Annotated in this window: 24 protein-coding genes; 9 read left to right on the top strand and 15 right to left on the bottom strand. The window is 42.1% G+C overall.

Translation table 11 applies throughout. The annotated features are described in order from the left end of the window. Window positions 1-10: 10 nt before the first annotated feature. Window positions 11-1333, top strand: coding sequence for a sensor domain-containing diguanylate cyclase (locus C2M32_RS19970; protein ID WP_105170050.1), 1323 nt, complete (start codon window positions 11-13; stop codon window positions 1331-1333). Between the two features lie 233 nt (window positions 1334-1566). Here the strand turns inward: C2M32_RS19970 and C2M32_RS20610 are convergent, their stop codons facing one another. Both C2M32_RS20610 and C2M32_RS19975 read right to left on the bottom strand, forming a co-directional pair. Further along, window positions 1567-1737 carry a hypothetical protein gene (locus tag C2M32_RS20610; RefSeq protein ID WP_158678294.1) on the bottom strand — a complete coding sequence of 57 codons (171 nt, stop codon included), beginning with the start codon at window positions 1735-1737 and terminating at the stop codon, window positions 1567-1569. A 386-nt stretch (window positions 1738-2123) separates the two neighbouring features. Further along, complete coding sequence (locus C2M32_RS19975; RefSeq protein WP_105170051.1) at window positions 2124-2615, bottom strand: hypothetical protein; 492 nt, start codon at window positions 2613-2615, stop codon at window positions 2124-2126. A gap of 299 nt (window positions 2616-2914) precedes the next feature. Here C2M32_RS19975 and C2M32_RS19980 point away from each other — a divergent pair, with 299 nt between their 5' ends. Next, the gene (locus C2M32_RS19980) at window positions 2915-3781 is read left to right on the top strand and encodes a LysR family transcriptional regulator (RefSeq protein ID WP_105170052.1); all 867 of its coding nucleotides are present in this window, start codon (window positions 2915-2917) and stop codon (window positions 3779-3781) included. Here the strand turns inward: C2M32_RS19980 and C2M32_RS19985 are convergent. The 10 genes from C2M32_RS19985 to C2M32_RS20030 all read right to left on the bottom strand — a co-directional run bounded on the left by C2M32_RS19985 (window position 3778) and on the right by C2M32_RS20030 (window position 13493). Further along, a complete protein-coding gene (locus C2M32_RS19985) occupies window positions 3778-4275 on the bottom strand; it encodes a hypothetical protein (protein ID WP_105170053.1) in 498 nt (165 codons plus the stop codon). The genes C2M32_RS19980 and C2M32_RS19985 overlap by 4 nt on opposite strands. A gap of 222 nt (window positions 4276-4497) precedes the next feature. Then, a complete protein-coding gene (locus C2M32_RS19990) occupies window positions 4498-5013 on the bottom strand; it encodes a GNAT family N-acetyltransferase (RefSeq protein ID WP_105170054.1) in 516 nt (171 codons plus the stop codon). 27 nt (window positions 5014-5040) lie between these two features. After that, complete coding sequence (locus C2M32_RS19995; RefSeq protein WP_105170055.1) at window positions 5041-5514, bottom strand: GNAT family N-acetyltransferase; 474 nt, start codon at window positions 5512-5514, stop codon at window positions 5041-5043. Window positions 5515-5556: 42 nt separating this feature from the next. Beyond that, on the bottom strand, window positions 5557-6147 hold the full coding sequence (locus tag C2M32_RS20000) for a LysE family translocator (protein WP_105170056.1): 591 nt from the start codon (window positions 6145-6147) through the stop codon (window positions 5557-5559). An 88-nt stretch (window positions 6148-6235) separates the two neighbouring features. Further along, entirely contained in the window at window positions 6236-7408 is a 1173-nt protein-coding gene (gene prpF / locus C2M32_RS20005; protein WP_105170057.1) for a 2-methylaconitate cis-trans isomerase PrpF, read from the bottom strand. Window positions 7409-7471: 63 nt separating this feature from the next. Then, window positions 7472-10063 carry a Fe/S-dependent 2-methylisocitrate dehydratase AcnD gene (gene acnD, locus C2M32_RS20010; RefSeq protein ID WP_105170058.1) on the bottom strand — a complete coding sequence of 864 codons (2592 nt, stop codon included), beginning with the start codon at window positions 10061-10063 and terminating at the stop codon, window positions 7472-7474. A 73-nt stretch (window positions 10064-10136) separates the two neighbouring features. Next, window positions 10137-11258 carry a bifunctional 2-methylcitrate synthase/citrate synthase gene (gene prpC / locus C2M32_RS20015; protein WP_105170059.1) on the bottom strand — a complete coding sequence of 374 codons (1122 nt, stop codon included), beginning with the start codon at window positions 11256-11258 and terminating at the stop codon, window positions 10137-10139. 97 nt (window positions 11259-11355) lie between these two features. Beyond that, window positions 11356-12246, bottom strand: coding sequence for a methylisocitrate lyase (gene prpB, locus C2M32_RS20020; RefSeq protein WP_105170060.1), 891 nt, complete (start codon window positions 12244-12246; stop codon window positions 11356-11358). A 12-nt stretch (window positions 12247-12258) separates the two neighbouring features. After that, window positions 12259-12924, bottom strand: a complete 666-nt coding sequence (locus C2M32_RS20025; RefSeq protein ID WP_105170061.1) for a GntR family transcriptional regulator — start codon at window positions 12922-12924, stop codon at window positions 12259-12261. Window positions 12925-13106: 182 nt separating this feature from the next. Then, window positions 13107-13493, bottom strand: a complete 387-nt coding sequence (locus C2M32_RS20030) for a diacylglycerol kinase (protein WP_105170062.1) — start codon at window positions 13491-13493, stop codon at window positions 13107-13109. A 364-nt stretch (window positions 13494-13857) separates the two neighbouring features. Here C2M32_RS20030 and C2M32_RS20035 point away from each other — a divergent pair, with 364 nt between their 5' ends. Beyond that, window positions 13858-14616: a substrate-binding periplasmic protein gene (locus C2M32_RS20035; RefSeq protein WP_234401367.1), complete on the top strand. Its 759-nt coding sequence runs from the start codon at window positions 13858-13860 to the stop codon at window positions 14614-14616. 70 nt (window positions 14617-14686) lie between these two features. On the opposite strand, the gene C2M32_RS20040 is transcribed toward C2M32_RS20035, so the two are convergent. Beyond that, window positions 14687-14896: a cold-shock protein gene (locus C2M32_RS20040; protein WP_070986022.1), complete on the bottom strand. Its 210-nt coding sequence runs from the start codon at window positions 14894-14896 to the stop codon at window positions 14687-14689. 512 nt (window positions 14897-15408) lie between these two features. Between C2M32_RS20040 and C2M32_RS20045 the strand changes: the two genes are divergently transcribed. Further along, the gene (locus C2M32_RS20045; RefSeq protein WP_105170063.1) at window positions 15409-16485 is read left to right on the top strand and encodes a PAS domain-containing protein; all 1077 of its coding nucleotides are present in this window, start codon (window positions 15409-15411) and stop codon (window positions 16483-16485) included. Here C2M32_RS20045 and C2M32_RS20950 read toward each other — a convergent pair. Beyond that, window positions 16478-16672 (bottom strand): hypothetical protein, encoded by a 195-nt coding sequence (locus C2M32_RS20950; protein ID WP_234401368.1) that lies wholly within the window; start codon window positions 16670-16672, stop codon window positions 16478-16480. The genes C2M32_RS20045 and C2M32_RS20950 overlap by 8 nt on opposite strands. A 606-nt stretch (window positions 16673-17278) precedes the next feature. Here C2M32_RS20950 and C2M32_RS20055 point away from each other — a divergent pair. The 5 genes from C2M32_RS20055 (at window position 17279) to C2M32_RS20075 (ending at window position 21618) form a co-directional block, all read left to right on the top strand. Further along, complete coding sequence (locus C2M32_RS20055) at window positions 17279-18049, top strand: FRG domain-containing protein (RefSeq protein ID WP_105170065.1); 771 nt, start codon at window positions 17279-17281, stop codon at window positions 18047-18049. A 121-nt stretch (window positions 18050-18170) separates the two neighbouring features. Beyond that, the gene (locus tag C2M32_RS20060; RefSeq protein ID WP_105170066.1) at window positions 18171-18602 is read left to right on the top strand and encodes a hypothetical protein; all 432 of its coding nucleotides are present in this window, start codon (window positions 18171-18173) and stop codon (window positions 18600-18602) included. Between the two features lie 49 nt (window positions 18603-18651). Then, window positions 18652-19266 (top strand): hypothetical protein, encoded by a 615-nt coding sequence (locus C2M32_RS20065; RefSeq protein WP_105170067.1) that lies wholly within the window; start codon window positions 18652-18654, stop codon window positions 19264-19266. Between the two features lie 108 nt (window positions 19267-19374). Further along, window positions 19375-20007 (top strand): DUF2306 domain-containing protein, encoded by a 633-nt coding sequence (locus tag C2M32_RS20070; protein ID WP_105170068.1) that lies wholly within the window; start codon window positions 19375-19377, stop codon window positions 20005-20007. A gap of 174 nt (window positions 20008-20181) precedes the next feature. Continuing rightward, window positions 20182-21618 carry a hypothetical protein gene (locus C2M32_RS20075; RefSeq protein WP_105170069.1) on the top strand — a complete coding sequence of 479 codons (1437 nt, stop codon included), beginning with the start codon at window positions 20182-20184 and terminating at the stop codon, window positions 21616-21618. A gap of 222 nt (window positions 21619-21840) precedes the next feature. On the opposite strand, the gene C2M32_RS20080 is transcribed toward C2M32_RS20075, so the two are convergent. Further along, window positions 21841-25815, bottom strand: a complete 3975-nt coding sequence (locus tag C2M32_RS20080; RefSeq protein WP_105170070.1) for a hybrid sensor histidine kinase/response regulator — start codon at window positions 25813-25815, stop codon at window positions 21841-21843. Window positions 25816-25884 lie beyond the last annotated feature (69 nt).

Below are 25884 nucleotides of genomic sequence, written 5' to 3' on the forward strand. Positions count from 1 at the left end.
TCACGCGGCAATGTATCAAAGTGCTGTTCGCTTTTGGAAAAAACGCTCTTTGCGGTTTTGGCTCACCTCTGGGTTAGTAATAACTATTTCCCCTTTTATCGTTTTTTCTATTTTGACCTATGCCTTTGTTCACGAACGTATCGTAAACCCACTACTTGCCCTCTCCTCTGAGCAACTCGATATCATAAGCCCCATCAACAACCTACAAACAACACTTTGGGATATATCAAACACGGTAACGGGCTTTGCGATAAACGGCGACCCCAGCCACCGCGAAGATTATGCTGTTCAGGCACAGCGAATTGATGACGCATTTTCAAAATTAAGCAAGGCGTCTAACCCTGCTCATGTCCGTCTAAACGATGATATTGCTATCGCTCAACAACAGTGGCTCAGTGTTGCAGCTCATTCTGAGGTAGTTTTACGCCAGTCTCATATTCATGGTAATCAAGCATTTGGGAGCCAAGTTATCAAATTTGAAAATGAAATAAATAGACTTGGCTATGAACTAGAACAGATATACGAAGACTTACAACAACAAAATGAACAATTACACCAGCAAGTAATCGAAACCCTAGAGCACGCCAATAGGATATATGTATTGGTGCTGCTTAGCGCAGTTGCGCTTGGTTTACTGGGCCTAGTTATTATTAATCGCTCGTTGCTTAGTAGCATGGACAAACTCACTGAAGGCGCTTCTAAATTCGCCACAGGAGATACAAATCATCACATTGATATTGGCATTCCTATCGAAATGGCCAGTGTTGCAAACACTTTCAACAACATGAAAAACAAAATCATTGAACAGCATAAAGCGCTCGAACTGGTGGCCAACAAGGACGGCCTTACCGGTTTATTTAACAGGCGTAAATTCGACGAACAAATCGAACAAGAGCTCAAACTCGCGCAGCAAGGTGGCTATCCTTTATGTATCATCATTTGTGATATCGATCACTTCAAACAGTTCAATGATACCTATGGACACCTTGGCGGAGACGAAGCACTCAAAGTCGTTGCACAAACGCTCGTATCTGGCATACGTAACCATGACAAGGCCTGTCGCTATGGCGGAGAGGAATTTGTCATAATCTTACCTCATTGCGCTGGTAACACAGCTTACATGATGGCTGAAAAATTAAGGCAAAATGTGGCCTCTCAGGTAGTCATTATCGATGATAGTAAGGTTAGTACGCTCACCATCAGTTTAGGTGTGGCTGCTTTTCCTGAACATGGGCAAACAAGTGATATACTCGTCAAGCATGCCGACCAAGCTCTTTATAAAGCAAAAGAGCTTGGCCGAAATAGGGTATTGATGGCAAGCGCTGATTGTTAGAACAGCACATCACTTGGTGCGAATACTAAAACTAACCGCACACAAATAAGCAGCAACTGACTTTAAATGTCCATAATCTTGCCAACCGATTGCTCTATGGCAAAATTGTGAAATATAGTGCGTATTGAGTACGATGCTTTGAGATAAAGCAAAACATGGTGACAACTAACGCAAACTATTACATGGACGCTCAGCTAACCTTTATTTATCAACAAATTCCCCCATTGATACATTTAACAGTTAAACGTTTTTACTACTGATGTATACCTTTGCGTTCCATGTCGTCCTTGTGCCGGTGGTGGAAGCGTCACAGGTATCCCAATTTCGCCGCCATTGACTTGTTTGGCATTAGACAGTGAAAGCTCTTTTAGTTTTTTTGACTTTAGTAATAGCGAAGTTTTCATGCTTGTAGTTCCTTGTTGTTAAGCTATTGAACTCCTTCAACTTCATATAGACATAGACACAACCAGAGCACCAATATAACCATTGGGCAAAATCCCCTATGTATTTCTTTTTCCTTAACTGAAGTATTAGAAGCGATAAACGGAACAATATCCTAAACCTGTATCTTTATTGAGCGCAAGTAGATGTTACTAAGTTCGGTAAAAAATAATCACTATAGTGTAAAGAATAAACACCACGATCTCGCAGAACCTGCGATATCGTGGTGTTTATGTATATCGTCAAAGCAATAATGTGGCTTTTAACTCGATGATATTATTGCACCTTTGTCACTTCTGTCGCCTTTAGGCGCTAAAATAACAAACTAAGTGTGAGCCCAATGGGTTCTTTATAATTGCTCACAAGACAAAGCACTGACTAGCACATGAATGTCGTAATACACCGACATCGCTTTAAAAACTTCACCAAACGTGCGGCCATCTTTGGTGCTGATGGTCACATGAGTGTCATAGTGCTGTGAAGACGCATAGTTGAAGGGGTATAAAATACTGTGACGACTAATCGCACTCGGGTGCAGCTCATAGGCACCGCTGCGGGTTAAATGTGTTGACTCTACCTTGATCTGAGCCTGTAATTCACGATAGTAACGCTCATGGCGATTGGTTCGATTAAAAGCGATGCCTACGCCACAATTCCCACCCATGGGCGCAATGTTGTTAACGAAAAATGTAACTTCGCTGGCGTCTCGATGTAGAGTCGCAAAATCCCCACTACTTTTTAGCCAATCGGCTGGTTCTGCAGATACTGGCAAGGCAGACATCACCCCAGCTAAAGAGAGTAGTCCACACCGAAAGGCCATTTTGGTTTTACCTGTCATCATTTTCAATATTCCTTATTGTAGGTTGAGGTTACGGACCATGATAGTGATAGCTCACCAGAATGTAAAATAAAGGTTAAATTAAGTCATACAACTCTATATTTTCAATGTGAGTACAAACAAGCTCAACTTGCGGCAGATTCACCAAAAACGCATTATAAACCAACTCATTGATTTTAAAAAAACAAAACAAAAAGCAATGGCTACTACTAGACACATATCTGAATAAAATTCCCATAAAAATTACTTACCCTTTATAGTTACATACGCCCAGTTTAGTTAAAGATATGTGAAGGATAACAATGCGACCATCATTTGATGATTTAAGCTATTTCGAAGAAGTGGCAAACACTCAGAACCTCTCTAGAGCTGCTCAGCGCTTAGGTATTACACAACCGAGTATGAGCGCGGCAATAAAACGCCTAGAGCAAAGTTTCAACACACAACTGGTAATTAGAAGTCGAAATGGCGTCAAGCTGACGCGCGCGGGCATTGCTCTGGCGGAGCATAGCCGTAAGTTCATGGCCGATTGGGAGCAACTACAAGCGAATGTGATCCGCGCAGGAACCGATATGCTTGGTACTTTTTCAATCGGCTGTCATCCATCCGTAGCACTTTATACCCTGCCTAACCTATTGCCGGCATTAAAGAACAAATATCCCAATTTAAAGCTGAATTTTGTACACGACCTATCCCGTAAAATCACCGAGCAAGTGATTGGCTGTGAAATCGACTTCGGCCTTGTGATTAACCCAGTTCGTCACCCCGATCTGGTGATCCACAAATTACTTTTAGACGAGGTGACACTGTGGCGCGGTCCCACATTTGATGGTACTGCAAACGCAAAAGAACGTGTCATTTTATACTGTGATCCAAACCTCAAGCAGTCTCAGGCACTACTTAAAGTAATTGATTTAAATAAATTTCAAGTAGAGCATTCGAACAACCTAGAGGTAATCGCTTGCTTGGTAGCCAAGGGGATTGGCTTGGGGATCCTTCCACAGCGGGTTGCCAATAAAAGTTCAGAACCATTGCATCGCTATGAACATAACGACGCAATGGTGATTGACGAATTATGTCTCATCCACCGATTTGATATTCAAAATAGTACAGTCAGTCACAATTTAAAACAGGAAATTAAAGCGGTCCTGTACGAACAGTCAGATTAATTTCCTTTGGCATCCTCTAGCTGCTTACAACTCACAGCACTAGTTAGAGCATAGACGCTATTAAAGCTAGACATACCAGCGAAGACGTCCCCAAAGGTACGACCATCTTTGGTGCTGATGGTAACATATGTCATGTAGTATTGGGCATAATAGTCGAATGGATATAAGATACCATCACGTGTGACAGATGAAGGTTGTAACTCATACAAGCCACGGTTGGTCATATAAATCGTCTTCACTTGAATGTGTTCTAGCAACTCACGATAGTGGCGTTCGTGGCTATTGAAGCCATTTAGCGCAATGCCAATACCACAACTCTCATCTCGAAGCTGTGGATAGTGTACAGCAAAAAGTACTTCGGAAGCATCGGGATTTAAGGTAGCAAAATCTCCACTGGTGTTGATCCAATCTCCAGGACTTGCCAAAACAGGCAGTGCCATCGCGGCACAAATGAGTGATGCTGACAAGCGCGTAGTTAAAGTGTGTGTGATCATATTAAAGACTCCTTTTCATGTTGTGTGGCGTAATCATATGGACTTACTCGAAAAACATAAAATAGGAGTTAGCGATGAATAGCATAGGGCCTATCTATGGCACAATCGCTAGTCAAATGTGCATGACAGCAGTCATTAAAACAAATCGGTGCAATTGTGTGCTGAGCTCTGTTAGGGAGCTATGAGCATTTGTAATGCCTATCAGTGCGAGTAAAGATTAAGTTAAAGCGTTCTTCTATGAACACTGATTGCTCTTTGCTCCCCCCGTAGCTCAATCTCAGTATCAGCCACATAGTTTAGACCTAGTTTTTCAATAACGGCGCGTGAGCGATGGTTTTCCACAAAATGCGTCGCTTCCAGCCCCTGTAGGCTGTGATATTCTTTATAATAATTGACTAACCCATTTACCGCTTCTGTTGCAATGCCTTGCCCCCAATAATCACATCCTAACCAATACCCTAGGGTGCCCACCCCATTGATTATCTCTACAAAACCCAATGCACCAATCACACCATCATCACCTTTTTGGGTAATGGCGTATACAACACTGTGACCACTTTCATACTGGGGTTTATGGGTTTTAATCCACTCCACAGCCATGTCTTGTGAATAAGGATAGGGAATGTTCTTGGTCATATCACTCACTCGCTTGTCTCCAGCCAACTTTGCTACCGTTGCGGCGTCATTGTGACTAAAAGGCCTTAGTAATAGCCGCTCGGTTGTGATAGACGGTTGCATATACTCTCCTATATTTTCATCATTTGACTATTCGTCGCTTAGACAGTCTTTTCTCATGTAGAGTGTTTCTTGCAACGAGTCATCATCAAAGTATTGTGTTTGCTTAAAGCCAAAACGCTCATATGCCTTGATAGCAGACAGGTTGTCAGGATACACAAACAACGAGCATTGCTGCACTTGAAGTGACTGTAAACCCCGTTTACACAGTTCGCTCAACAGTGTATTCACTAGCCCTTTACCCCTATGCATCGGGCTAACCGCTAAACGGGCTAGGTGACAACATTCAGAACGCAGGTAATACTGACCGAACGCCAACAATTCCCCTTGAGGTGATAGCAAGGCTAAACACCTCTGTTCATTGACTCTCAAGTCTTCTTTAAAAGAGGGTAGGTCAAATGGATAACGAAAGTTTGGTCCAGCCCACCTCTGTAGTTCCCATGAATTATTAAACCAAGTCATGAGTTGTAAAATATGTGAATCTGTTGGCTCAATGGCTTCCATCTGGCTATTTAAATCCTTTGCATGTGTTCCTAAAATAGTATGCTAGCCGATAATTGCAATCATGACACTCATCACCAATGCAACAGCAAACCCCAATCGCAATTTTTTCGCCTGCTCAGGCTTAGCAAACAGCGGTCTTAATTTTGCTCCTGCCGCCATCCATAACGTATCTACTATCACAGCCACTAAAAAACAGACAGTTGCAGTAAGCGCTAGATCGATGAATGGACTATGCATTTGTAGCATATTGTTAGCAAAGATTGCTAGAAACGCTGCGTAGGCCTTAGGATTAATCAAATTTAAAATAAAGCCATCTTTGAACTCTGGAGGCTGACCAGTTTGCGAAGCGATTCCGCCCTCAGCTGTGGCGATTCGATATGCCACAAAACACAAATACCCTGCGGCGGCTAGCTGACAGATGATTCTGATGGCTGGATAAGCGTTAAACAAGGTACCGAGACCTGTGGCTACGAGGACAATCACCACCAACAGACCCCCCAAGATACCAGCAAGAAATCCACTTCCTTGGCGGAATCCGAAACTCGCGCCCACTCCCGCCAAAGCCAACGGCGCAGGACCAGGCGAGCCCAACAATAACGCTGTTGTAAGCGCTAAAGATAAAACCAATTCCATTGTATTTTTTCTCAATTTAATTGATGCGATAAAAAAGGCCCAGTATGGGCCTTGGTAACATTACCAACAAAATATGTTCGGTGTACTTCTAAGACTGAGGTACTCTCACGTGTCCTTCCATCAGTACTCGTGCACTGCGGCTCATCACTGCTTTTTCAGCCTGCCACTGTCCATCAATGTATTGCGCTGCTGCTCCCACTCGTAAAGTGCCAGAGGGATGGCCAAAAGTAATGCTCTCACGTGCTCCGCCACCTGCGGCCAAGTTAACCAAAGTTCCTGGAATCGCGGCCGCAGTCGCAATCGCAACAGCAGCAGTTCCCATCATGGCATGGTGCAGTTTACCCATGGATAAAGCACGTACACAGATATCAATGTCAAGGGCATTGACTTGTTTACCACTGGATGCCAAGTAGCTTTGAGCTTTGCTTACAAACGCAATCTTAGGAGTATGCTGACGTGTAGCCGCTTCTTCCAAAGAACTAATTAAACCCATCTTTAGTGCACCATAGGCGCGGATGGTTTCAAATCGCGCCAATGCGGCATCATCACCGTTGATTGCTTCTTGTAATTCAGTACCTGTGTAGCCCAGTTCATCGGCATTAAAAAATAACGTGGGTATACCTGCGTTAATCATGGTTACCGCAAATTTGCCAATTTCTGGCACTTCCAACATGTCGACCAAGCTACCCGATGGAAACATCGCGCCTTCGCCATCCGCAGGGTCCATAAATTCAACTACCACCTCAGCGGCTGGAAAAGTAACGCCATCGAGTTCAAAATCTCCTGTCTCTTGAACCTCTCCGTCGCTGATAGGCACGTGGGCAATAATGGTTTTCTTAATATTGGCTTGCCAGATGCGCACCACTGCGATGCCATTTTGCGGAATACGCTCAGCGTCAACTAAACCATTGCTGATAGCGAACGACCCCACCGCAGCAGTTAAATTACCGCAATTACCACTCCAGTCGATAAATGGTTTATCGATAGCAACCTGACCAAACAAATAATCGACATCGTGATCAGAGTGTGTGCTTTTGGACAAAATAACCGTTTTACTGGTACTTGATGTGGCCCCTCCCATACCATCGGTATGCTTACCGTAAGGATCTGGACTACCAATCACGCGTAACAACAAAGCATCGCGCTCAGGGCCTGCCACTTGTGCTTGTGGCGGCAAATCGGTGAGGTTAAAGAATACCCCTTTACTGGTGCCACCACGCATGTAGGTTGCAGGCACTTTAATTTGTGGCTTAAAAGACATTGCTTATTCCTGTTAAAAGCATCATCTAAGGCCCTACTAAGTAGGGCCAAATGTTGTTAAATGTTATGCGTTGGCTTCTAGAAAGTCTTTTGCAAAACGCTGTAGTACGCCCCCTGCCGAGTAAATAGACACTTCTTCAGCGGTATCTAATCGACATGTCATTGGCACCTCTAAACGCTCACCATTACTACGGTTAATAACCAATGTTAGCGTCGCTCCTGGGCTTGGCTCACCTTCTACATCAAAGGTTTCTGTACCGTCGATAGCCAAGGTCTTACGAGTTGTGCCCGCTTTGAATTCCAGCGGTAATACCCCCATACCAATCAAGTTGGTACGGTGGATGCGTTCAAACCCTTCAGCGGCGATAACCTCAACCCCAGCCAAACGAACGCCTTTCGCAGCCCAGTCACGCGAAGACCCTTGACCATAATCAGCTCCAGCGACAATGATCAGAGGCTGCTTGCGCTGCATGTAAGTTTCGATGGCTTCCCACATGCGGATTTCTTTACCTTCAGGCTCAAGACGCGCCAACGACCCCTGTTTAACTTCACCTTGCTCATCACGCACCATTTCATTAAACAGTTTTGGATTAGCGAATGTTGCACGCTGAGCCGTTAAATGATCGCCTCGGTGCGTTGCGTAAGAGTTGAAATCTTCTTCTGGCAACCCCATTTTTGCTAAGTACTCACCTGCTGCACTGCTAGCAAGGATTGCATTGGATGGCGATAGGTGATCAGTCGTGATGTTGTCACCCAATACTGCAAGTGGTCGCATACCTTTCATGGTACGCTCTGCTGCCAATGCACCTTCCCAATAGGGTGGACGGCGGATATAAGTACTCATTTCACGCCAATCATACAGCGGATTGTTGTGCTCGCCGTAATCAACGGTTAAGTCAAACATAGGTTCGTAAACCTGACGGAACTGCTCTGGCTTCACGCTTTGTGCTATCACAGCATCAATCTCTTCATCACTCGGCCATAGGTCTTTCAAAGTAACAGGGTTACCTTGTGTATCATGACCTAATACATCCTTTTCAATATCGAAGCGGATGGTCCCCGCAATGGCATACGCCACAACCAATGGTGGGGAAGCCAAAAACGCCTGTTTTGCATAAGGGTGAATACGACCATCAAAGTTACGATTGCCTGATAATACCGCAGTGGCGTACAGGTCACGATCTATCAATTCTTGTTGGATTTTCGGGTCAAGAGCACCGCTCATACCATTACAAGTCGTACACGCAAACGCTACAATCCCAAAGCCCAATTGCTCTAACTCAGGCAGTAGGTTGGCTTCTTCAAGATACATTTTTACCGCTTTAGATCCCGGCGCCAATGAGGTCTTTACCCAAGGTTTACGCACTAAACCTTTCGCGTTTGCATTACGCGCTAACAAGCCTGCCGCAATTACATTGCGCGGGTTACTGGTGTTGGTACAGCTGGTGATGGCGGCGATGATCACCGCACCATCTGGCATTTTACCTTCTTCGTTTTCAACAACGCCCGAAATGCCGGCTTTAGCTAAGTCCGCTGTTGCCACGCGTTTGTGTGGATTTGAAGGACCCGCGATATTACGACCAACCGAAGATAAATCAAATTTAAGAACACGTTCGTACTGTGCGGTTTCAAGGCTATCAGCCCACAAACCGGTATGCTTGGCATAGCTTTCTACTAAACGAACCTGCTCATCGTCACGGCCTGTCAGTTTCAAATAATCAATGGTTTGCTGATCGATATAGAACATGGCTGCTGTAGCGCCGTACTCTGGTGTCATGTTTGAGATAGTCGCCCTGTCGCCCAGAGTCAAACTCGCAGCGCCTTCGCCGTAGAATTCAAGGTAAGCGCCAACCACTTTCTCAGCGCGCAAAAACTCAGTAATCGCTAAAACAATATCAGTTGCGGTAATGCCTGGCTGCGCTTTACCTGTTAACTCAACACCAACGATATCTGGTAGACGCATGTATGAAGCACGGCCCAGCATCACGCTTTCGGCTTCAAGACCACCCACACCCACAGCAATAACACCCAAAGCATCAACATGTGGTGTATGGCTGTCCGTTCCCACTAAGGTATCTGGAAATGCCACACCGTCTCTAGCGTGGATCACTGGTGACATTTTCTCTAGGTTAATTTGGTGCATGATGCCGTTACCCGGTTGAATAACGTCAACATTTTTAAATGCTGTTTTGGTCCAGTTGATAAAATGAAATCTATCTTCGTTACGTCTGTCTTCAATGGCACGGTTTTTTTCAAAAGCATCTTTTTCAAAGCCTGCATGTTCCACAGCCAATGAGTGGTCAACGATCAGCTGAGTCGGTACAACTGGGTTCACTTTTGATGGGTCGCCCCCTTTCGCTGCAATAGCATCACGCAAACCAGCAAGGTCTACCAAGGCCGTTTGACCAAGAATGTCATGACATACAACACGCGCTGGAAACCAAGGAAAATCTAAATCTCGACGACGCTCAATGATCTGAGTCAAGCAGTCATCGAGTTTTTCTGGCTCACAACGACGTACTAGGTTTTCAGCAAGCACACGTGATGTGTAAGGCAAGGTGTCATAGGCACCTGGTTTAAGAGCATCGACGGCTTCACGTGTGTCATAAAAGCTCAGTTGCGAGTTAGGCAACAGCTTACGGTATTTGGTATTCATAACTACATCCATTGGAAATTGATGACGGACAAAAAGCTAGCGGCTAACATCCGTTAGCCGCATAAGCACTTGATTAACGTGCTGAAATAGGTGGTACAGGACGTAACTCTTCACCTGTATACTCAGCTGATGGGCGAATAATGCGGTTGTCCGCACGTTGCTCCATCACATGCGCTGCCCAACCTGTTAAGCGAGACATAACGAAGATAGGGGTAAACAACTTGGTTGGGATCCCCATAAAGTTGTATGCCGATGCATGGAAGAAATCAGCGTTACAGAACAACTTTTTCTCACGCCACATAACTTCTTCACAACGCACTGATACAGGGTAAAGAACCGTATCACCCACATCTTTGGCAAGCTTTTCTGACCATTGTTTGATGATTTCGTTACGTGGGTCACATTCTGAGTAAATCGCATGGCCAAAGCCCATGATTTTCTCTTTACGCTCCAACATTCCCATCATTTCTTGCTCTGCGTGCTCAGGTGATGTGAAGCTTTCGATCATATCCATTGCCGCTTCATTCGCACCGCCATGTAATGGACCACGCAATGAACCAATTGCACCCGTAACGCATGAATGCATATCTGAAAGAGTCGAAGCACATACACGCGCCGTGAAAGTCGATGCATTAAACTCATGCTCCGCATAAAGGATCAGAGATACATGCATAACACGTTCGTGCAGCTCATTTGGCTTTTTGCCATGTAACATATGTAGGAAGTGTGCGCCGATAGAGTCGTCATCGGTTTCCACATCAATACGCACACCATCGTGACTGAAACGATACCAATAGCAAATAATGCTAGGGAAACACGCCAACATGCGATCAGTTACTTTACCTTGTAAATCAAAGCTTGTTTCACCTTCTAAGTTACCTAACATTGAGCAACCTGTGCGTAATACATCCATTGGGTGAGCATCAGCTGGAATGCGTTCTAACACTTCTTTTAGCGCCTGAGGTAAACCACGCATTGAACGTAATTCACCCTTATAACTGTCAAGTTCAGACTGAGTAGGTAAGTGACCTTTCAGGATAAGATACGCCACTTCTTCAAATTCACAGTGCTCTGCTAACTCTTTCACGTCATAACCACGATATGTTAGACCTGAGCCTGATTTACCAACTGTTGATAGTGCTGTTTTCCCTGCTACCTGGCCTCGAAGGCCAGCACCGCTTAGTACTTTTGCCATTTTGTTGTCTCCTGAATTTTTACCTGCTGAATATTATTTTTAGCTGATGGCTCAATAACTAAGTAACGATTTGAACCATCGTAAATGATTTTTCGAATTACTTGTTTTTACCTTCGGCAAACAATGAATCAAGCTTCTGCTCATAGTCGTGATAACCAAGGTAATCATATAAGTCCATACGTGTTTGCATGGTGTCGATAACCGCTTTTTGGTCACCGTCTGACAAAATTGTTTGGTAAACCAATTCGGCTGCTTTGTTCATCGCGCGGAACGCACTCAATGGATAAAGCACCATATCAACACCCCACTGAGCCAGTTGGTCTTTGTTCCAAAGTTCAGTTTGGCCAAATTCGGTGATATTTGCCAAAATTGGCACATCTAGCGCTTCACTGAACGCTCGGTAATGCTCTTCGGTTTTTACAGCTTCTGCGAAGATGCCATCAGCTCCCGCTGCCACATAGGCTTTAGCGCGTTCAATCGCGGCCTCTAACCCTTCTTGAGCGAATGCATCGGTGCGCGCCATAATGAAAAAATCAGGATCGGTGCGAGCGTCCACCGCCGCTTTAATACGGTCAACCATTTCTTCTGTAGAAACGATTTCTTTGTTTGGACGGTGACCACAACGTTTTTGAGCGACCTGATCTTCCATGTGTACTGCAGCAGCACCGGCTTTTTCCATATCACGGATGGTTTTAGCGATGTTGAATGCACCACCCCAACCTGTATCTATATCTACCATTAGAGGTAAATCACAAGCGGCTGTAATGCGCTGCACATCCGCAATCACATCATTTAATGAGGTCATGCCTAAGTCTGGCAAACCGTAAGAAGCATTGGCCACGCCGCCGCCAGAGAGATAAATAGCTTGATGGCCTATCTTCTTAGCCATGATGGCTGAGTAGGCATTGATAGTACCTACAATTTGCAATGGTTGATTCGCAACTAATGCCTCACGAAACTTTTTACCTGCGCTTTTATATCCTGTCATGATGCTCTCTCTTTATAAGCTGTTTTGAAGCTTAGCTTCGATATTATTTTTTGAGTATGTAATATGTCGACGCATCAACATTTCCGCCAATTCTGGATCGCGATTGCTGATGGCTTGTACGATATGCTTGTGTTCGTCAAAAGCACTGGTGACTCTTGGACCGGCCATACCAAGTTGTACGCGATACATACGCACCAAGTGATATAACCCATTCACCAACATAGAAATCAGATGGCTGTTTTTACTGCCTAAGATGATACGGTAGTGAAAATCCAGATCGCCCGCTTCTTGATAATAAAGCTCAGCATTTTTGACTTCATGAGATTGACTATTTAGTAAGGCGTTGAGATCAGTGATCTCCTGAGCACTCATATGCTGTGCGGCTAAGCGCGCCGCCATACCTTCGAGCGATTCTCTAACTTGATAAAGCTCAATCAAGCCTTCTGGGCTGAGCGAGACAACACGCGCTCCAACGTTAGCCCTGCGCTCAACGATATTACACGCTTCTAGACGGTTAATAGCCTCGCGAACGACCGCACGACTTACCTGATACTTTGTCGACAATTCGGTTTCACTCAGTTTCGACCCTGATGGGATCACTCCCTCGACAATCTCCTTCCTAAGGCGAAAGAAGGCTTTATCCGAGGATGTCACGGCTTGTTCTTGAAAAAACTCCATCTTAGCCCACATACACTGAGTGATTAAAAGTTGTAGACAATATAGTGTTGCTTTACGTTAACGTCAACCTGATAGCGATGAGATTGTCGACAATTTAAGTTATAGCCTATATAAATATGATGAATGATACTAAGCATATCGAATTGAAATGTTAGGCTATATTGATACTCACTGAGCGACTATCATGTCGCCAGAAAATTGCTATAAAGACAACTGCCCCAAACACACATAAACACTATCAATGATACTAAAACCCCAGCCGAACCTAGGTCCTTCGCCAAACCTGACAAAGGATGTATCTCAAAACTAACACGGTCGATTGTGGCTTCAATGGCCGTATTGATAATCTCGGCAAACATAACAAACAGCGTGGCGCACAGCATCGCAACCTTTTCATACAAGCTAATTTCGATATTGAAAATAACCATTAAAGTGATTGCAAGTAACACCACTTCTTGGCGAAATGCCGATTCATTACGAGCCAACCATTTCAGTCCACGCATTGAGTGTTTAAATGCAAAGTAGATGCGTTTAAGTCCACGGGGTTTTTGGCTAGTATCAAATTCCATCAAGGTCTCCATCCTATATCCAGTGCTGATTTTATGTAACCTACCCATCAAATATTGCAAAATTACTGGCACTACATTCATTTGTTTAAGGGTCGAAATAACATTACAGCTCATCTCAAATGAACAATCATGAAAGTTATGATGAGGGGAAAGTAAAAAGGCAGCTTCTAAATGTTATATTCGTGACCATCTAGCTCAGTTGCAGCACCAACCTATCCATTAAGCATAATCAAACTGCCGATGAGATGAGTCACCTAAAAACCCACAAAGAGTAGCACCTTATCAAGCAGTTAAATTATCTAACTCGCGCTGTTTTTAAACTTGTTTGCTACACTTACCATATAACCGTCATTTGAGTACTGCCGTGGTTTTAAATAAACACCTTCACTGTTTGCTATTATCTTGCCTGTTATGGTCTGGGTTGTGCTTTAGTGGTGGCAGCACCGCGTCTGCCCTACCACATTTAACCGTTGTGACTGAGCTCTCACCACCGAATCAAACTTATGATAATGGTGTGGTAGGAGGCACCAGTACCGATTTGGTCAAACGCATCGTTGAACAGGCTCACCTGAAGGCAGATTACTACCTTTATCCATGGGCTAGAGCATTTAAAGTCGCCAGTGAACGTAAAAACACCTTGATCTACAGCATGGCAAAAACCCCACTACGAGAGCAGAATTTCCACTGGATTGGACCGGTGGCCAAATTCGAACTGGGGTTTGTAACGAACAATTATCGTCAAGACGTAAAAGTAACATCATTAGAAGATGCTAAAAAATATCGCCTCGCTGTTCAGCGTGGAGATATAGCCGCGGAACAACTAGAACAATATGGTTTTGAGTATGTACTCACCGCAGATATTGAACGCTCTTATCAACTTTTGATCACAAACAAAGTGGATTTAGTGCTAGACGACCCTCGCTATATTAAACCGATGGCAGATGCGTTAAACCTGCCAAAAGATCATTTTCGATTCTTATTCAGTGTTCCAAACCTTTCGGTAAGAGGGTACTTGGCCGCCAATATTGATACTCCAGCTGAAGTTATTAATAAGCTGCGCATAGCGTTCGAGGATGTAAAAAGAACCGAGTCATACAAATTGGTGTTGTCTGGTTATCATTAGTTACCATAGCACCATATTTTGCGCACAAAAAAAGCAAGCCTTAGCTTGCTTTTTTTCACAGCACGAATGCTTAGATAACAGTGATGTTCTCTGCTTGTGGGCCTTTTTGACCTGTAGCAAGAGTGAACTCAACACGTTGGCCTTCAGCAAGAGTACGGAAACCGTCACCTTTGATTGCGCTGAAGTGAGCAAAAACGTCTGGGCCATTCTCTTGTGCGATGAAACCAAAACCTTTTGACTCGTTGAACCACTTAACTGTGCCAGTTACTGTATTAGACATATCTAGATATCCTGATTTAAAAATTTAACTATGCCCATCTGGGCGCATAGAGCAAAAATTAGACGGTACTTAAAAACTTCAGGACGGTACTACAAGTATGACTTATACAACAACGTAATGGAGATTTATAAACACTGACATATTTTTTGTCTAAGTTCAGTCTATCTAGATCAATCTCCAAGTCAATCAATTTTGCGACCAATGAAATGAAATTTCTATGACATTTTGTTAACACAAAAATTGACATTCATATTGGATAAGAAAAAAGCACCAAAAAATTAAAAAGATAAATAAAAAAGCATTAATTGCTTGTGTTGTGAGATCAGTAAGCCGAATATCATCAGCACTTACCCTATCAATCAAACTAAAACATCCTCAATGTTTTTAGCGCTCTTGGGTAAAAACCAATCCATGTTCCCCCTACATTCGTATTGATTAGAGCTGCTGGTTTTTCACCACATTTGCACTAACTTTAATTTAGCTCGTATAAATCACATTGGAGTTCATGGCTCATGTATAACAACACGTCAAATTTAGAAGAAGCTGCATTTTTTAGTCAGCTTATGCATAGTTGCTCTGTGCTTCAATTACTTAGACAAGTACTAATGCATTCTCATCATGCGATTGTCATCACGACTGCCGACCACGCCAAGGGGTATCCAATCGTTTATGCCAACAAGGTATTTTGTCAGCATACTGGCTACGAATTAGCCGAGCTTGTAGGCCAATCTCCTCGCATCCTACAAGGCTCAGGCAGTAACCACAAAGTAATTGCAAAAATTACACCTGCGCTGAAACAAAGCGGTTACTTCTACGGCTCATCTATCAACTACCGAAAAGACGGTTCTGCATACCCAGTAGAGTGGAATATTTCGGAAATTAGAAATGAAGAAGATGAAGTCACTCACTACATATCCATGCAAAAAGATTTAACAAACCTCAAACGTATCGCCGAACAAATTAAAGACACCAATGAATTGTTTAAACGCTTTTATGCCATCCAAGCTCAGGAGAATGAAAACAAAGCAGAACTTAACAAACAAGTCGTTGAAACAATCAAAACCAATGAAAAAATATATAGCGGCAATTTACGATCCAGCGATAACGTTGAGTTATTTGAAGAAGCCTTTTTCGATTTTTCCCCAGGAGAAATGGGCGCTTTGGGCAATAAAATGCAAAAGTCACCAGTGAGTGCCGACCAGTTTTGGCAAGAAAGTCCTATCGCTCAAGACGATCTTATATCTTTGACTGAATCAATTAAGGAACTAGACGCCGAAATAGGTCTAGCTGAAGCGCTTAACAATCAAACAAATTACCAGACTATTGCCAAGTACATGAAAGAAGTCGCCAATTGCTTATATTTTTGTGTTGAATTCAACGATGGAGCACTCATCATAGATGAAGTCGCTAATACATTGTCAAAGCTAGAAAGCACTGAAAATGTACCAACTGAAATGCTGGCAATGTTTAACCGAGATATATCCGACTGGGTTGATAGTGTATTTGTCGTTAAAAATGCCGAGAATATCTTCTTAGGTGAAGACAACACCATCGCCGCTGGTAATCAGTTACTGGCGTTACTTAAATAGCCGTAGCTAACAACTGCTCAGCAACGGTGTAGGGGAGTGCAATCACTTTGAGAGGGCGAATAAAGCGAGTATGCTCCAAACTTATAAGTTGGCACCTTAAATTGCTGTAGGTTGGATAAGAGGCGAAGCCACGCCATCCGACATAAAGCTGTAAGCGTTTGCTGTGTGCCAATTTCAGATGTTCCAATAAAGCTAATCAATGGCAGGACATGGCACACATTGCATAAAACGGTTAGACGTCGGATGGCGCTTCGCTTATACCGACCTACCGCGCTTAAATTGCAGTAGGTTGGATAAGGGGCGAAGCCACGCCATCCGACATAAAGCTGTAAGCGTTTGCTGTGTGCCAGAAGCGGACCATCAGCGTAACTCGTTTCTGCCCCATTGTCAGTTAACATAAATGTTCTAAGTGCGGCTTAGAACGAAGAACAGACGTTGGTAGCGAGCAAAGCTATGAGCGAGGAATGGACATTCAAAATCTAGACTTAAAAACAATCGATTCTCGTTATGTAATTTAAGCGGCTTCTCGTTAAAACTTTCTTAAAAATTTAAGCTATTAATTTTCTTACTATTTTTAATGTGTATTCTCGTTATGTAATTTTATTTATTCTCGATTAAGTAAATTCTCGGGTATGGGGTAGTCTAAACAATTGTAATTCCTTGTAGCTATGTGTAAGTTGTTAATAATTAGATTATTAAAAATCGTATTTTGATAATTCTGGCAATTGACATATTTAGTGTTAACAGGAATTCTCGATAATACGCTGTTATGCCTACAGGAGAGTCAGGCTTCATGTCTAGCAATTGGAATGACTTTAAGAGCTGGGTTGGCACTAATATAAATACTGGTAAAAAGTATTATTTTAGAGGTCAAAGTGACAGCTCATGGAAGCTTAAAACGAGCTTTCACAGAAGTATCGAAAATAAAAATATAACAATGCATCAATACCTAACTAGCATAATGCAGGATGTTAATTATCAGATTTCAAGTTTTGATAAACCCGTCAATCTTTCCGATAGTCAGGAATTTGGGCACTTATTAGCAAGGCTTCAGCATCATGGTTTTCCAACCCCCTTATTAGATTGGACTTTATCTCCGTATATAGCGGCTTATTTTGCGTTCAAGGGGGCTTCACTAACACCTAAACCAAATGAAATGGTCTCTGTATTTATATTCGATATAGATCTTTGGGGAAGTAATTTTCAAGCCCAGAGTAATTTATTAGAAAATTCTGACTTTGTAAGTGATTTTGTTCCATTTGCCACTGATAACCCTAGGATGTCAAGACAGATGGGGGTAACCACATTGACAAATGTATCTGACTTGCAAACTTTTATACTTTCTAAAGTTAATGCTGTCGGTGGTGATTTACTTTGGAAATTTGATATGCCCGCAACCGAACGCGGTCATGTTATGAAAGAATTAAACCTAATGGGCATAAACGACATGACCATGTTTCCTGACTTTGATGGTTTATGCAAACACCTGAAAGAGGTTCACTTTGATAACCAGCAAAAAGTGATGCCTGTTCCACCACCATTAGTACCACCGCCGCCAAAGTAGGCATAACAAAGCAATAATGAATGGGACGCAAAAAGCTTGGCTGCGCTCATTCTTCGCTTAGTATAGCCAAGCTTTTGTGCGCCCCATATTGCGGCGTTAGGTATTTAGTTCAAGGATCGGCATGTATCTTAAATCTAGTCTATTAATTTTCAGCTTAATGTTCCTCACTTCATGCGGAGAAACGTCAATAAATGACTCAAAAGATGAAGCCTATGGGGTATTAAGAATTCCTGTTTTAGTTGATTGCCCGGTCAACTTAAATAATTTAGAAACTCATCAAATTAAAAGTATTAAGCTTGTGAATTTTGATATGAACATTTCCGGAAGTAATGTTAATTCTTATCTTCATATAGAACATAAGGGGTTACCTTCCGTTGTTTTAACTAAGGTGCAAGATAATTTAAAAAATTGTATTCCTAATGTTTTGGTTAAATACGACAGCTCAGAGTTACTAGCTCAGGATTTGGATAATTATAAATCGGCGTCATTAACAAAGCCTATTTATATAAAGGCAAACAATGGTAAATTTGAGGTTCGCTATCAAAAAAGGTAACGTGTTCAAATAAATACCTAACAAGGCCATTATGGCAAGGAGAATCAAGGTGAACCCTCAGATATTGAATGTAGTTTTTGAAGACGGTATTGATAGTGAGGCAATTCTTAATCTCAAAAGTGAATTGGCAACTTTTGAAGACAGTGTGGAATTTTATGAAACTCCAGATAAAGGGCCCCAAGCTTCAATTATCTTATTAACCATGTCTTCGATTGCTCTTGTTTTCGGCGCAGCTTTTGTCAAAAAGCTAGGGGATAAAGCTGCTGAAGACTGTTACCCCATAATTAAAAAGTCGCTTCAAACTATTTATAAAAAATACTTTGGCGAAGGTGCTGAATATGAATGTCAAATTATAACCTCTTCGCAATCCAGCAAAAAAGTTCCTGAAACTGATTATTCACTCGTATTAGCGCTTTACTGTGTTGGTAAAAACAATGAGCGGGTCAAACTCCTTTATAAAACAAACTGGGAGCAAAGCCAATTTGAAAAGGCAACGGATATATATTTGTCTTCCATTACCAAATTCGTAAATTCAGGAGCAGGTGAAGTTCAGGATCTTATTGATAAATCGCCTAATTCAATGCAACCAGCATTGATCGCTTGGGATGAAATTTCTGATAAGCTTATAAAAATAAACCCAATGCCACGTAGTATTGGCATATAACAAGCGCATGAATGAATGGACGTCTCAAGCTTGGCTGACGCTCGTTCCTCGTTAATTTTAGAAGCTTAATTCGCCCATTATACGGGTGTTAGGCATCAAGGAAGGCATATGAGCAAAAAAATCTTATGGAGTATAATGACTCTTTCAGCGGTACTGGTAGCTATTTATGCTATAGGGCTTCTTGCTATGCCTAGTATTAGGCCACCTTTTATTCAGAACCTTTTTACAAATTTTCCCGGGTTTACATCGATTCATTTTATGGGCGGTTCTATTGCAATAGTATTCGGAGCTCTTCAATTTAGTACTTTAATTAGAATAAAGTACTTATCTCTTCATCGATTGCTCGGTCGATTTTATGTTGGAGCCATATTGTTTAGCGGCATTTCTGGTTTTGTTTTGGCCGTTAATTCAGTAGGCGGTTTTTATGTACAATCAGGATTTGGCCTTATGGCTATCTTTTGGTTGACGACAACCATCAATGCTTATCGCCTGATCCGTAAAGGCGATGTTAGGTCACATGAAAACTGGATGATTCGAAGCTATGCCGTTACTTTAGCTGGTGTAACTTTAAGGCTCTACCTCGGTCTTAGTATGGTACTGGGAGTAAAGTTTGTCGATGCATATCCCGTTTTGGCATGGATTTGCTGGATTCCAAACTTATTAATAGCTGAGCTATTCCTTAGGCAGAGAATAAATAAAACTAAAAAAAGTACCAATCAAAGCTTACCAGGTGCGTGCTAATTGTTTATCTAAAAGCAATTGAGAATTGATGCCTATCAAGTCATTTAAACCGGACAAAAAAAGTTGGCTTTTTGCTCCTACGTCGCTAATTTTAGCCAACTATTTTATTGCCTATTAACGAAGCGTTAGATATTTCTGAGTATTCAAGCTTAATCTTTCAAAAAGGAGTTTATTTTGAGATTTTATTTAAAATCATTTTTTCTCATAACGATATTAGCTAGCTTTCCTTTCAGTACCTATGCAAATGAGGCTGAATCATTCCTCAGTATGCTTAAGACTCACTATCAAAATACGTCTTCTATTAAGGCCTTTTCATTAATCCACAGTTATCTAGGACAAAGTGACCCGTATCAGTCATGGGATTTTCAAGCACCTACACGCTATAAAGCTTTTAAAATCACCGATATTGACATTGATAAGCAGCATTATTATCAAAATGTTGTTCATCACTATACTGGTGGGCTGTATTTTGATGAAGTGCACTTTCAAAATAGTGAAGAAAGTTTGCGTTACGAACGTAACGGGATTTCTTTAGGTAAAAGTGCAATTGAACAAAACATAGATAGCTTTAATCGATATAAAAATCTCACGTTAATGAACGTAGACTTCTTTGCTGTAAAGCCTTTGATAACCGAATCGAATATCGATGAAAAAATAACATATCACCAGAATGAAAAGGCTGGGACAGTAACGTTAATTCATCGTCCATCTGAAAAGCAAACTATGGAGTATGTATTTAATACTGATCCTTTGCGCTTAGCATCAATCAATAATAAAAGTAGAAAGCGAATTTATCTTTATGACGACTACAGATATAGCAACGGTTACTACTTTGCTCACTCACTTGTCAAGAAATACAACGGAGACTCAATCCCCAGTTTTATAATTCGTATTGAAAAATTTGAAGAGATAGAACAAATTGAAACAGAAAAGCTCATGTTACCGAGTGGCTACTACAAGTCCGCTTCAGGTAAAAGCCCAACCTTAACCATTGCACCGATAGCAAAGAGCCTCTACATAGTGACTGATGAATCAGCAATAGAGAATGTTCTATTTAAAATAAATAATAACGATATTACGGTGTTTGGTGCATCAAGAAATAGTAAATCGTCCAAACAAGTTATCGACACTATTAAACAACGATTCCCTGATAAAAAAATTACAGCAGTCTTTGTCACTCATCCTTATAGCGACCATATTTCAGGACTATTACCTTATGTAGAGCTAGGCGCAAAAATTTACGCAGACGCTTATACAGTAAAAGCAATAAAGGCTTTTCCTCTTTTTTCTAGAGTAATAAAAAAATTCAGTTTTGAAACGATTACAACTGGACAAGTTATTGATGATGTTCGCTTTTACGTTTTAGAAAACACTCGTTCAAAACGTCAAAGCTTCGCCTATTTTGAGAAAGAAGGCATTATATTTCAAACTGATTTTTTAGAAATCGCTTTTGATAACACCATCGCGAACATACTGCCGAGTTATAGCAAACGATTTATCGAATTTGTGAGAAGTGAACAATTAGACGTAAACCGTATAGTGGGATTCCATCGAAATAATGATATATCGCTAGAAGTTATGAATAAGTCTTATCAAACGAATACGATGTAACAATACCTAACAAGCCGAGTCAACGGCTGCTTCTGGCACGAAGCTGCCCTTAGTCTCTAACGCGTTTCTGTCCAAAAACGAGCTGAAGTTAGCGTCCGCTCCTCGCTAAAAACTGCCTCTCAGATGAAGTCAGGCCCTATTCGTTTAAACTCTAGGGCCAACTCTGAGTTATTACATTTAGTGGTGTTAGCATTGGGCTATTTTGTCGTGTTTTAATTCGCATTAGCTACCCCTTAGCTCCTGCAAGATTGCTTTCGCTTTTTCGAACTCAAAATCCGTTATGGTATTGCGCAGCTGCTCTAACTTCTCTTTAGAAACAACATCTTGATCAGACAAGGTATCAACTAGTTCGATTGCCTGTACGTCGTTACTCTCTACCAACTCAAGGAGCTCAGTAAACAGCTTATCTAACTTCGCTTTTGGCATGGTGGTGCTATCGGTTGTATTGACTTGTTGTGTCTCAGCCTGTCGGCTCTCCAGCTTTTCGTGCATATCACGTAGATAATCTATCACTTCATGCAACTGCTCTATATCAACTTTACCAGCGGTTTTGATTTGCGTTTCAAACGAAGTACCTTGCTCCACAAGATAGTTTGCCGACAGATTAGCTGCTGAACCTTTGAGCGAATGCGCTATGCGAGAAGCATGTTCCGAATCCCCTATGATCAACGCTTGCTCCAAATTAATCAGTTCCTCGATTTGCTTGTGAATAAATTTACCGAGAATACTCCAGTATGCTTTTTCATTGCCACCAATGCGCTCCAGCCCTTCATTGATATCAATACCATCGAGTTCATAGCTATTTTCAGCAGCGGCTGCTTCGGTTTCGTGTTGAGTCGCTTCCTCGAGCGCTGGTTTAGTTGGCTCGCCCGAATTAATTTGTGCGTCAATTGTCGACACCATCTTATTGAAATTAATCGGCTTACTTATGTGAGCGTTCATACCCGCCGCCATACAACGTTCTATGTCCTCGTGCATCGCGTTGGCGGTCATGGCAACGATAGGTAAGTTAGCAAATTGGGGCTGAGCTCTGATCTTCTTAGTCGCCGTTAAACCATCCATCACCGGCATTTGCATATCCATGAAAACCAACTCAAATTGTTCACCGCGTTCGAGCATTTCAAGTGCCTCTTGACCATGGTTGGCAATGGTCACGTGTAAATCTAGAGACTTCAGCATTTCAGTTGCAACTTCTTGGTTGGTAACATTATCTTCAACCAACAACACCTTGGCCCCTGCAAACGAAACATGCTCTAGTTGCCGTTTAACGACAGGCGCTTCACGTCCTTTTATATCAAAGCAATCTATTACACAGTCAAACACAATGGATGCATTTATAGGTTTACTAATGATCCCATCTAATTTACGGATCAGGGCTTCATCCATGTCTAATTCACGACTATGGGCCGTTACCAGAATGATTTTAGGTTTAGGTTGCAGATTGAGATCATAAATACGGGATGCTAACTGACAGCCATCTACTTCTGGCATGCTCCAATCAGTAAAAACCAACTGATAAGGCCGTCTTGCAAGTTCATCGAGCGCTTCTTGTGCGCTGGCTACTGCGTAAGTTGCAAACCCTAGGCCCTTTATCAAATTCGACATGATTTCTCTAGCCGCGTCATTATCATCCACAACTAATACTGATGTATTTCTGATGATAGACTCAGGACACAGCCATTGTTTTCTTGGTTGAGCCTGCAAACCCACTTTAACAGTAAAATAAAATTCAGAACCGACACCGGGTTGGCTGCTAACGCCTATCTGCCCTCCCATTAACTCCACCAATCGTTTCGATATACTTAAACCTAGCCCCGTTCCACCATACTTACGAGTGATAGAGCTATCAGCCTGAGAAAAAGCCTTAAACAGTTTATCTTGCTGCTCTTTTGTCAGCCCAATACCTGAGTCTTTAACAGAAAACCTGAGTAACGCTGCATCCGCAGTTAGCTCAACAACCGTTGCGGTAATGATCACCTCACCGTGTTCCGTGAACTTAATGGCATTACCACACAGGTTGATCAAGACCTGCCCTAAGCGCAGCGAATCGCCGATTAGGTTGGTAGGGATAGAAGAAGGAATGTCTAACAATAATTCTATGCCTTTATCTTCCGCTTTCACTGAGTTGACCACAGAAACATTCGTCATGACTTCTTCCAAGTCAAACTCCTCGTTTACTATGGTCATCTTGCCTGACTCTATTTTTGAAAAGTCTAATACGTCGTTTATGATCCCCAGCAGATTGTTCGCGGCCATGTCGATTTTTTTTATGTAATTCATCTGCTGCTTAGATAACTTGGTATTGAGTACAAGATGACTCATACCTATGATGGCATTCATTGGCGTGCGTATCTCATGGCTCATATTCGCCAAAAATTCGCCTTTAGCTTTGCTGGTACTATCTGCTTTCGCTTTTGCTTCACGCAGCTGCGCTTCCATTTCTTTACTTTTTGTAACGTCAAGCAATAAACCTACAATCCCCGCAACATGGTTATCTGCATCACTAAAAGTGGCTTCATACACCACCATCTCCCGCAAATTACCGTGCACATCCTTGAGGCGCATTTCATAATTGTGACTACCGGGTTTAGTCAACAACTGTCGCTCAGACTCATTAAAACGACTCGCAATGTCAAAGCTAAAAATATTGTCGGGTCTAGCGCCAATCACATCCGCTTCAAAAGTACCTATGATTTCATGGAATTGGGAATTTACGCCCATATATATGCCATCTCTGTTGCGGTAATACATGGGATTGGGGATCGCATCAATGATCTTACGGTTTAATTCCAGCTGCTCCACCAGCTTGCGCTCTGTCTTTCTTTGTAGCTCTTGATTCCTCGCTAAGTGCAGACCAACAGACAAGTCTCTAATGATGAAGTTGAGCCAATAAAATTCTTTTTCACCAATATTATAAAAACTGCCCAGCTCCAACAGGCCGATACAGTTATCAGAAACACTCAAAGGAAAGTAATGTAATTCTTTGAGAAAGACCTGATGCCCGTGATGATCGATTGCATACTGTTGTGCAAGGTCTATAGAATATTTTTTGTTCATTTTCACAGCGTGAAAGTAAACTAAGTCCGAATCATGGTAAGTAGTTTGTGCGCCATCCCGATATCCGATTCCCGATACCCTAACCAATTCGTCTTCATAGCTGACGTACAAACCGACCAAAGGAATGGATAAACGATGACAGATAAATTCAATAATTTCATCACCCAGTTCTTGCGCGCTATTTTTCCCACGCAACGCCAAGTTGAGTTCCTTTAGAATTTCACTGTACTTCAATTGCTCATTAACGTTTCCTAATAAGCGATTCATAGCCTGAGCAAATATGGCCAGCTCGCCTTTATAGGTTTTTTCAAGGCGGAACTCAAAGTTATCGCTATCAACCTGTGCAACCAAGGCTTTTTGCATCCTTGAAATCGGCCATATGTAATAGTGCCATAAAAAGTAGAATGACAGCGCGATGATCAGCAGTAGCACCCCAATGATGGTATTGTGTATTTGTTTAGCAATTTTGAACTGTTTTTGATTACGGTTAGCTTGCGCTTTAAAGCGCGTAATCACACGATGCTCGATATCACTCAGCGTATACATTGCCTCATTTTTTGTTTCTAAATATGCTTCATCAAATAAAAAGTTGCGCTTATCGGCCAACATCAACTGGGCACGCTGTTGTTTAATACCCTCAGTATTAGATAACCGCTGCGAATTGCTGATTGCTCTACGTTCGATTTCAATCAACTTTTTGACCATGTCTAAGGCGCGTTGTATCTGATTTAACTCATAACTTGTAATATCAAGAGATTGAAAACGCTCTAAAAAAGAAACACCCGAGCCACTGTTTTCCACATCAGGAATCGTCGCATGATCCAGAGCCAGATTGTCCCAATAGTTTAGGCTTTGATCGTCAATTTGGGGGGCCTTACCCTCACTTACAGCTATGGCGTAATTGAACAGCGCTAACCAGCGTGGTTGCAAGGTAATAATGTAAGCACGCGCAAATAAACTACGATGGTCGGATACCTGCTTAAACTCCTCTGTGAGCTGGTTAAGAATCACCAATTGCTGACGCGCTTCCTTTTCTAATGCGTGAGTTGTATCTATGTGTCGCGAAACAAACATCAAAGCAATACTCGTGATAAACATAAACCCAAATAAAACAACAAAAAGCAATCTAAGCTGGAACATATTTCGACCTGTTCAGTTGGCACTAATAAAAAGATAGACCTAATATTGAATCAGTGTTCATGTTTTACG

It is taken from the genome of Pseudoalteromonas sp. T1lg23B (genome assembly GCF_002964665.1).
GTDB lineage: Bacteria > Pseudomonadota > Gammaproteobacteria > Enterobacterales > Alteromonadaceae > Pseudoalteromonas.

What these genes read in the sequence shown, in the direction of transcription:
- C2M32_RS19970 (WP_105170050.1), top strand. Translation starts at nt 11, where the DNA reads ATGTATCAAAGTGCTGTTCGCTTTTGGAAAAAACGCTCTTTGCGGTTT.
- C2M32_RS20610 (WP_158678294.1), bottom strand. Translation starts at nt 1,737, where the DNA reads ATGAAAACTTCGCTATTACTAAAGTCAAAAAAACTAAAAGAGCTTTCA.
- C2M32_RS19975 (WP_105170051.1), bottom strand. Translation starts at nt 2,615, where the DNA reads ATGATGACAGGTAAAACCAAAATGGCCTTTCGGTGTGGACTACTCTCT.
- C2M32_RS19980 (WP_105170052.1), top strand. Translation starts at nt 2,915, where the DNA reads ATGCGACCATCATTTGATGATTTAAGCTATTTCGAAGAAGTGGCAAAC.
- C2M32_RS19985 (WP_105170053.1), bottom strand. Translation starts at nt 4,275, where the DNA reads ATGATCACACACACTTTAACTACGCGCTTGTCAGCATCACTCATTTGT.
- C2M32_RS19990 (WP_105170054.1), bottom strand. Translation starts at nt 5,013, where the DNA reads ATGCAACCGTCTATCACAACCGAGCGGCTATTACTAAGGCCTTTTAGT.
- C2M32_RS19995 (WP_105170055.1), bottom strand. Translation starts at nt 5,514, where the DNA reads ATGGAAGCCATTGAGCCAACAGATTCACATATTTTACAACTCATGACT.
- C2M32_RS20000 (WP_105170056.1), bottom strand. Translation starts at nt 6,147, where the DNA reads ATGGAATTGGTTTTATCTTTAGCGCTTACAACAGCGTTATTGTTGGGC.
- prpF (WP_105170057.1), bottom strand. Translation starts at nt 7,408, where the DNA reads ATGTCTTTTAAGCCACAAATTAAAGTGCCTGCAACCTACATGCGTGGT.
- acnD (WP_105170058.1), bottom strand. Translation starts at nt 10,063, where the DNA reads ATGAATACCAAATACCGTAAGCTGTTGCCTAACTCGCAACTGAGCTTT.
- prpC (WP_105170059.1), bottom strand. Translation starts at nt 11,258, where the DNA reads ATGGCAAAAGTACTAAGCGGTGCTGGCCTTCGAGGCCAGGTAGCAGGG.
- prpB (WP_105170060.1), bottom strand. Translation starts at nt 12,246, where the DNA reads ATGACAGGATATAAAAGCGCAGGTAAAAAGTTTCGTGAGGCATTAGTT.
- C2M32_RS20025 (WP_105170061.1), bottom strand. Translation starts at nt 12,924, where the DNA reads ATGGAGTTTTTTCAAGAACAAGCCGTGACATCCTCGGATAAAGCCTTC.
- C2M32_RS20030 (WP_105170062.1), bottom strand. Translation starts at nt 13,493, where the DNA reads ATGGAATTTGATACTAGCCAAAAACCCCGTGGACTTAAACGCATCTAC.
- C2M32_RS20040 (WP_070986022.1), bottom strand. Translation starts at nt 14,896, where the DNA reads ATGTCTAATACAGTAACTGGCACAGTTAAGTGGTTCAACGAGTCAAAA.
- C2M32_RS20045 (WP_105170063.1), top strand. Translation starts at nt 15,409, where the DNA reads ATGTATAACAACACGTCAAATTTAGAAGAAGCTGCATTTTTTAGTCAG.
- C2M32_RS20055 (WP_105170065.1), top strand. Translation starts at nt 17,279, where the DNA reads ATGTCTAGCAATTGGAATGACTTTAAGAGCTGGGTTGGCACTAATATA.
- C2M32_RS20060 (WP_105170066.1), top strand. Translation starts at nt 18,171, where the DNA reads ATGTATCTTAAATCTAGTCTATTAATTTTCAGCTTAATGTTCCTCACT.
- C2M32_RS20070 (WP_105170068.1), top strand. Translation starts at nt 19,375, where the DNA reads ATGAGCAAAAAAATCTTATGGAGTATAATGACTCTTTCAGCGGTACTG.
- C2M32_RS20080 (WP_105170070.1), bottom strand. Translation starts at nt 25,815, where the DNA reads ATGTTCCAGCTTAGATTGCTTTTTGTTGTTTTATTTGGGTTTATGTTT.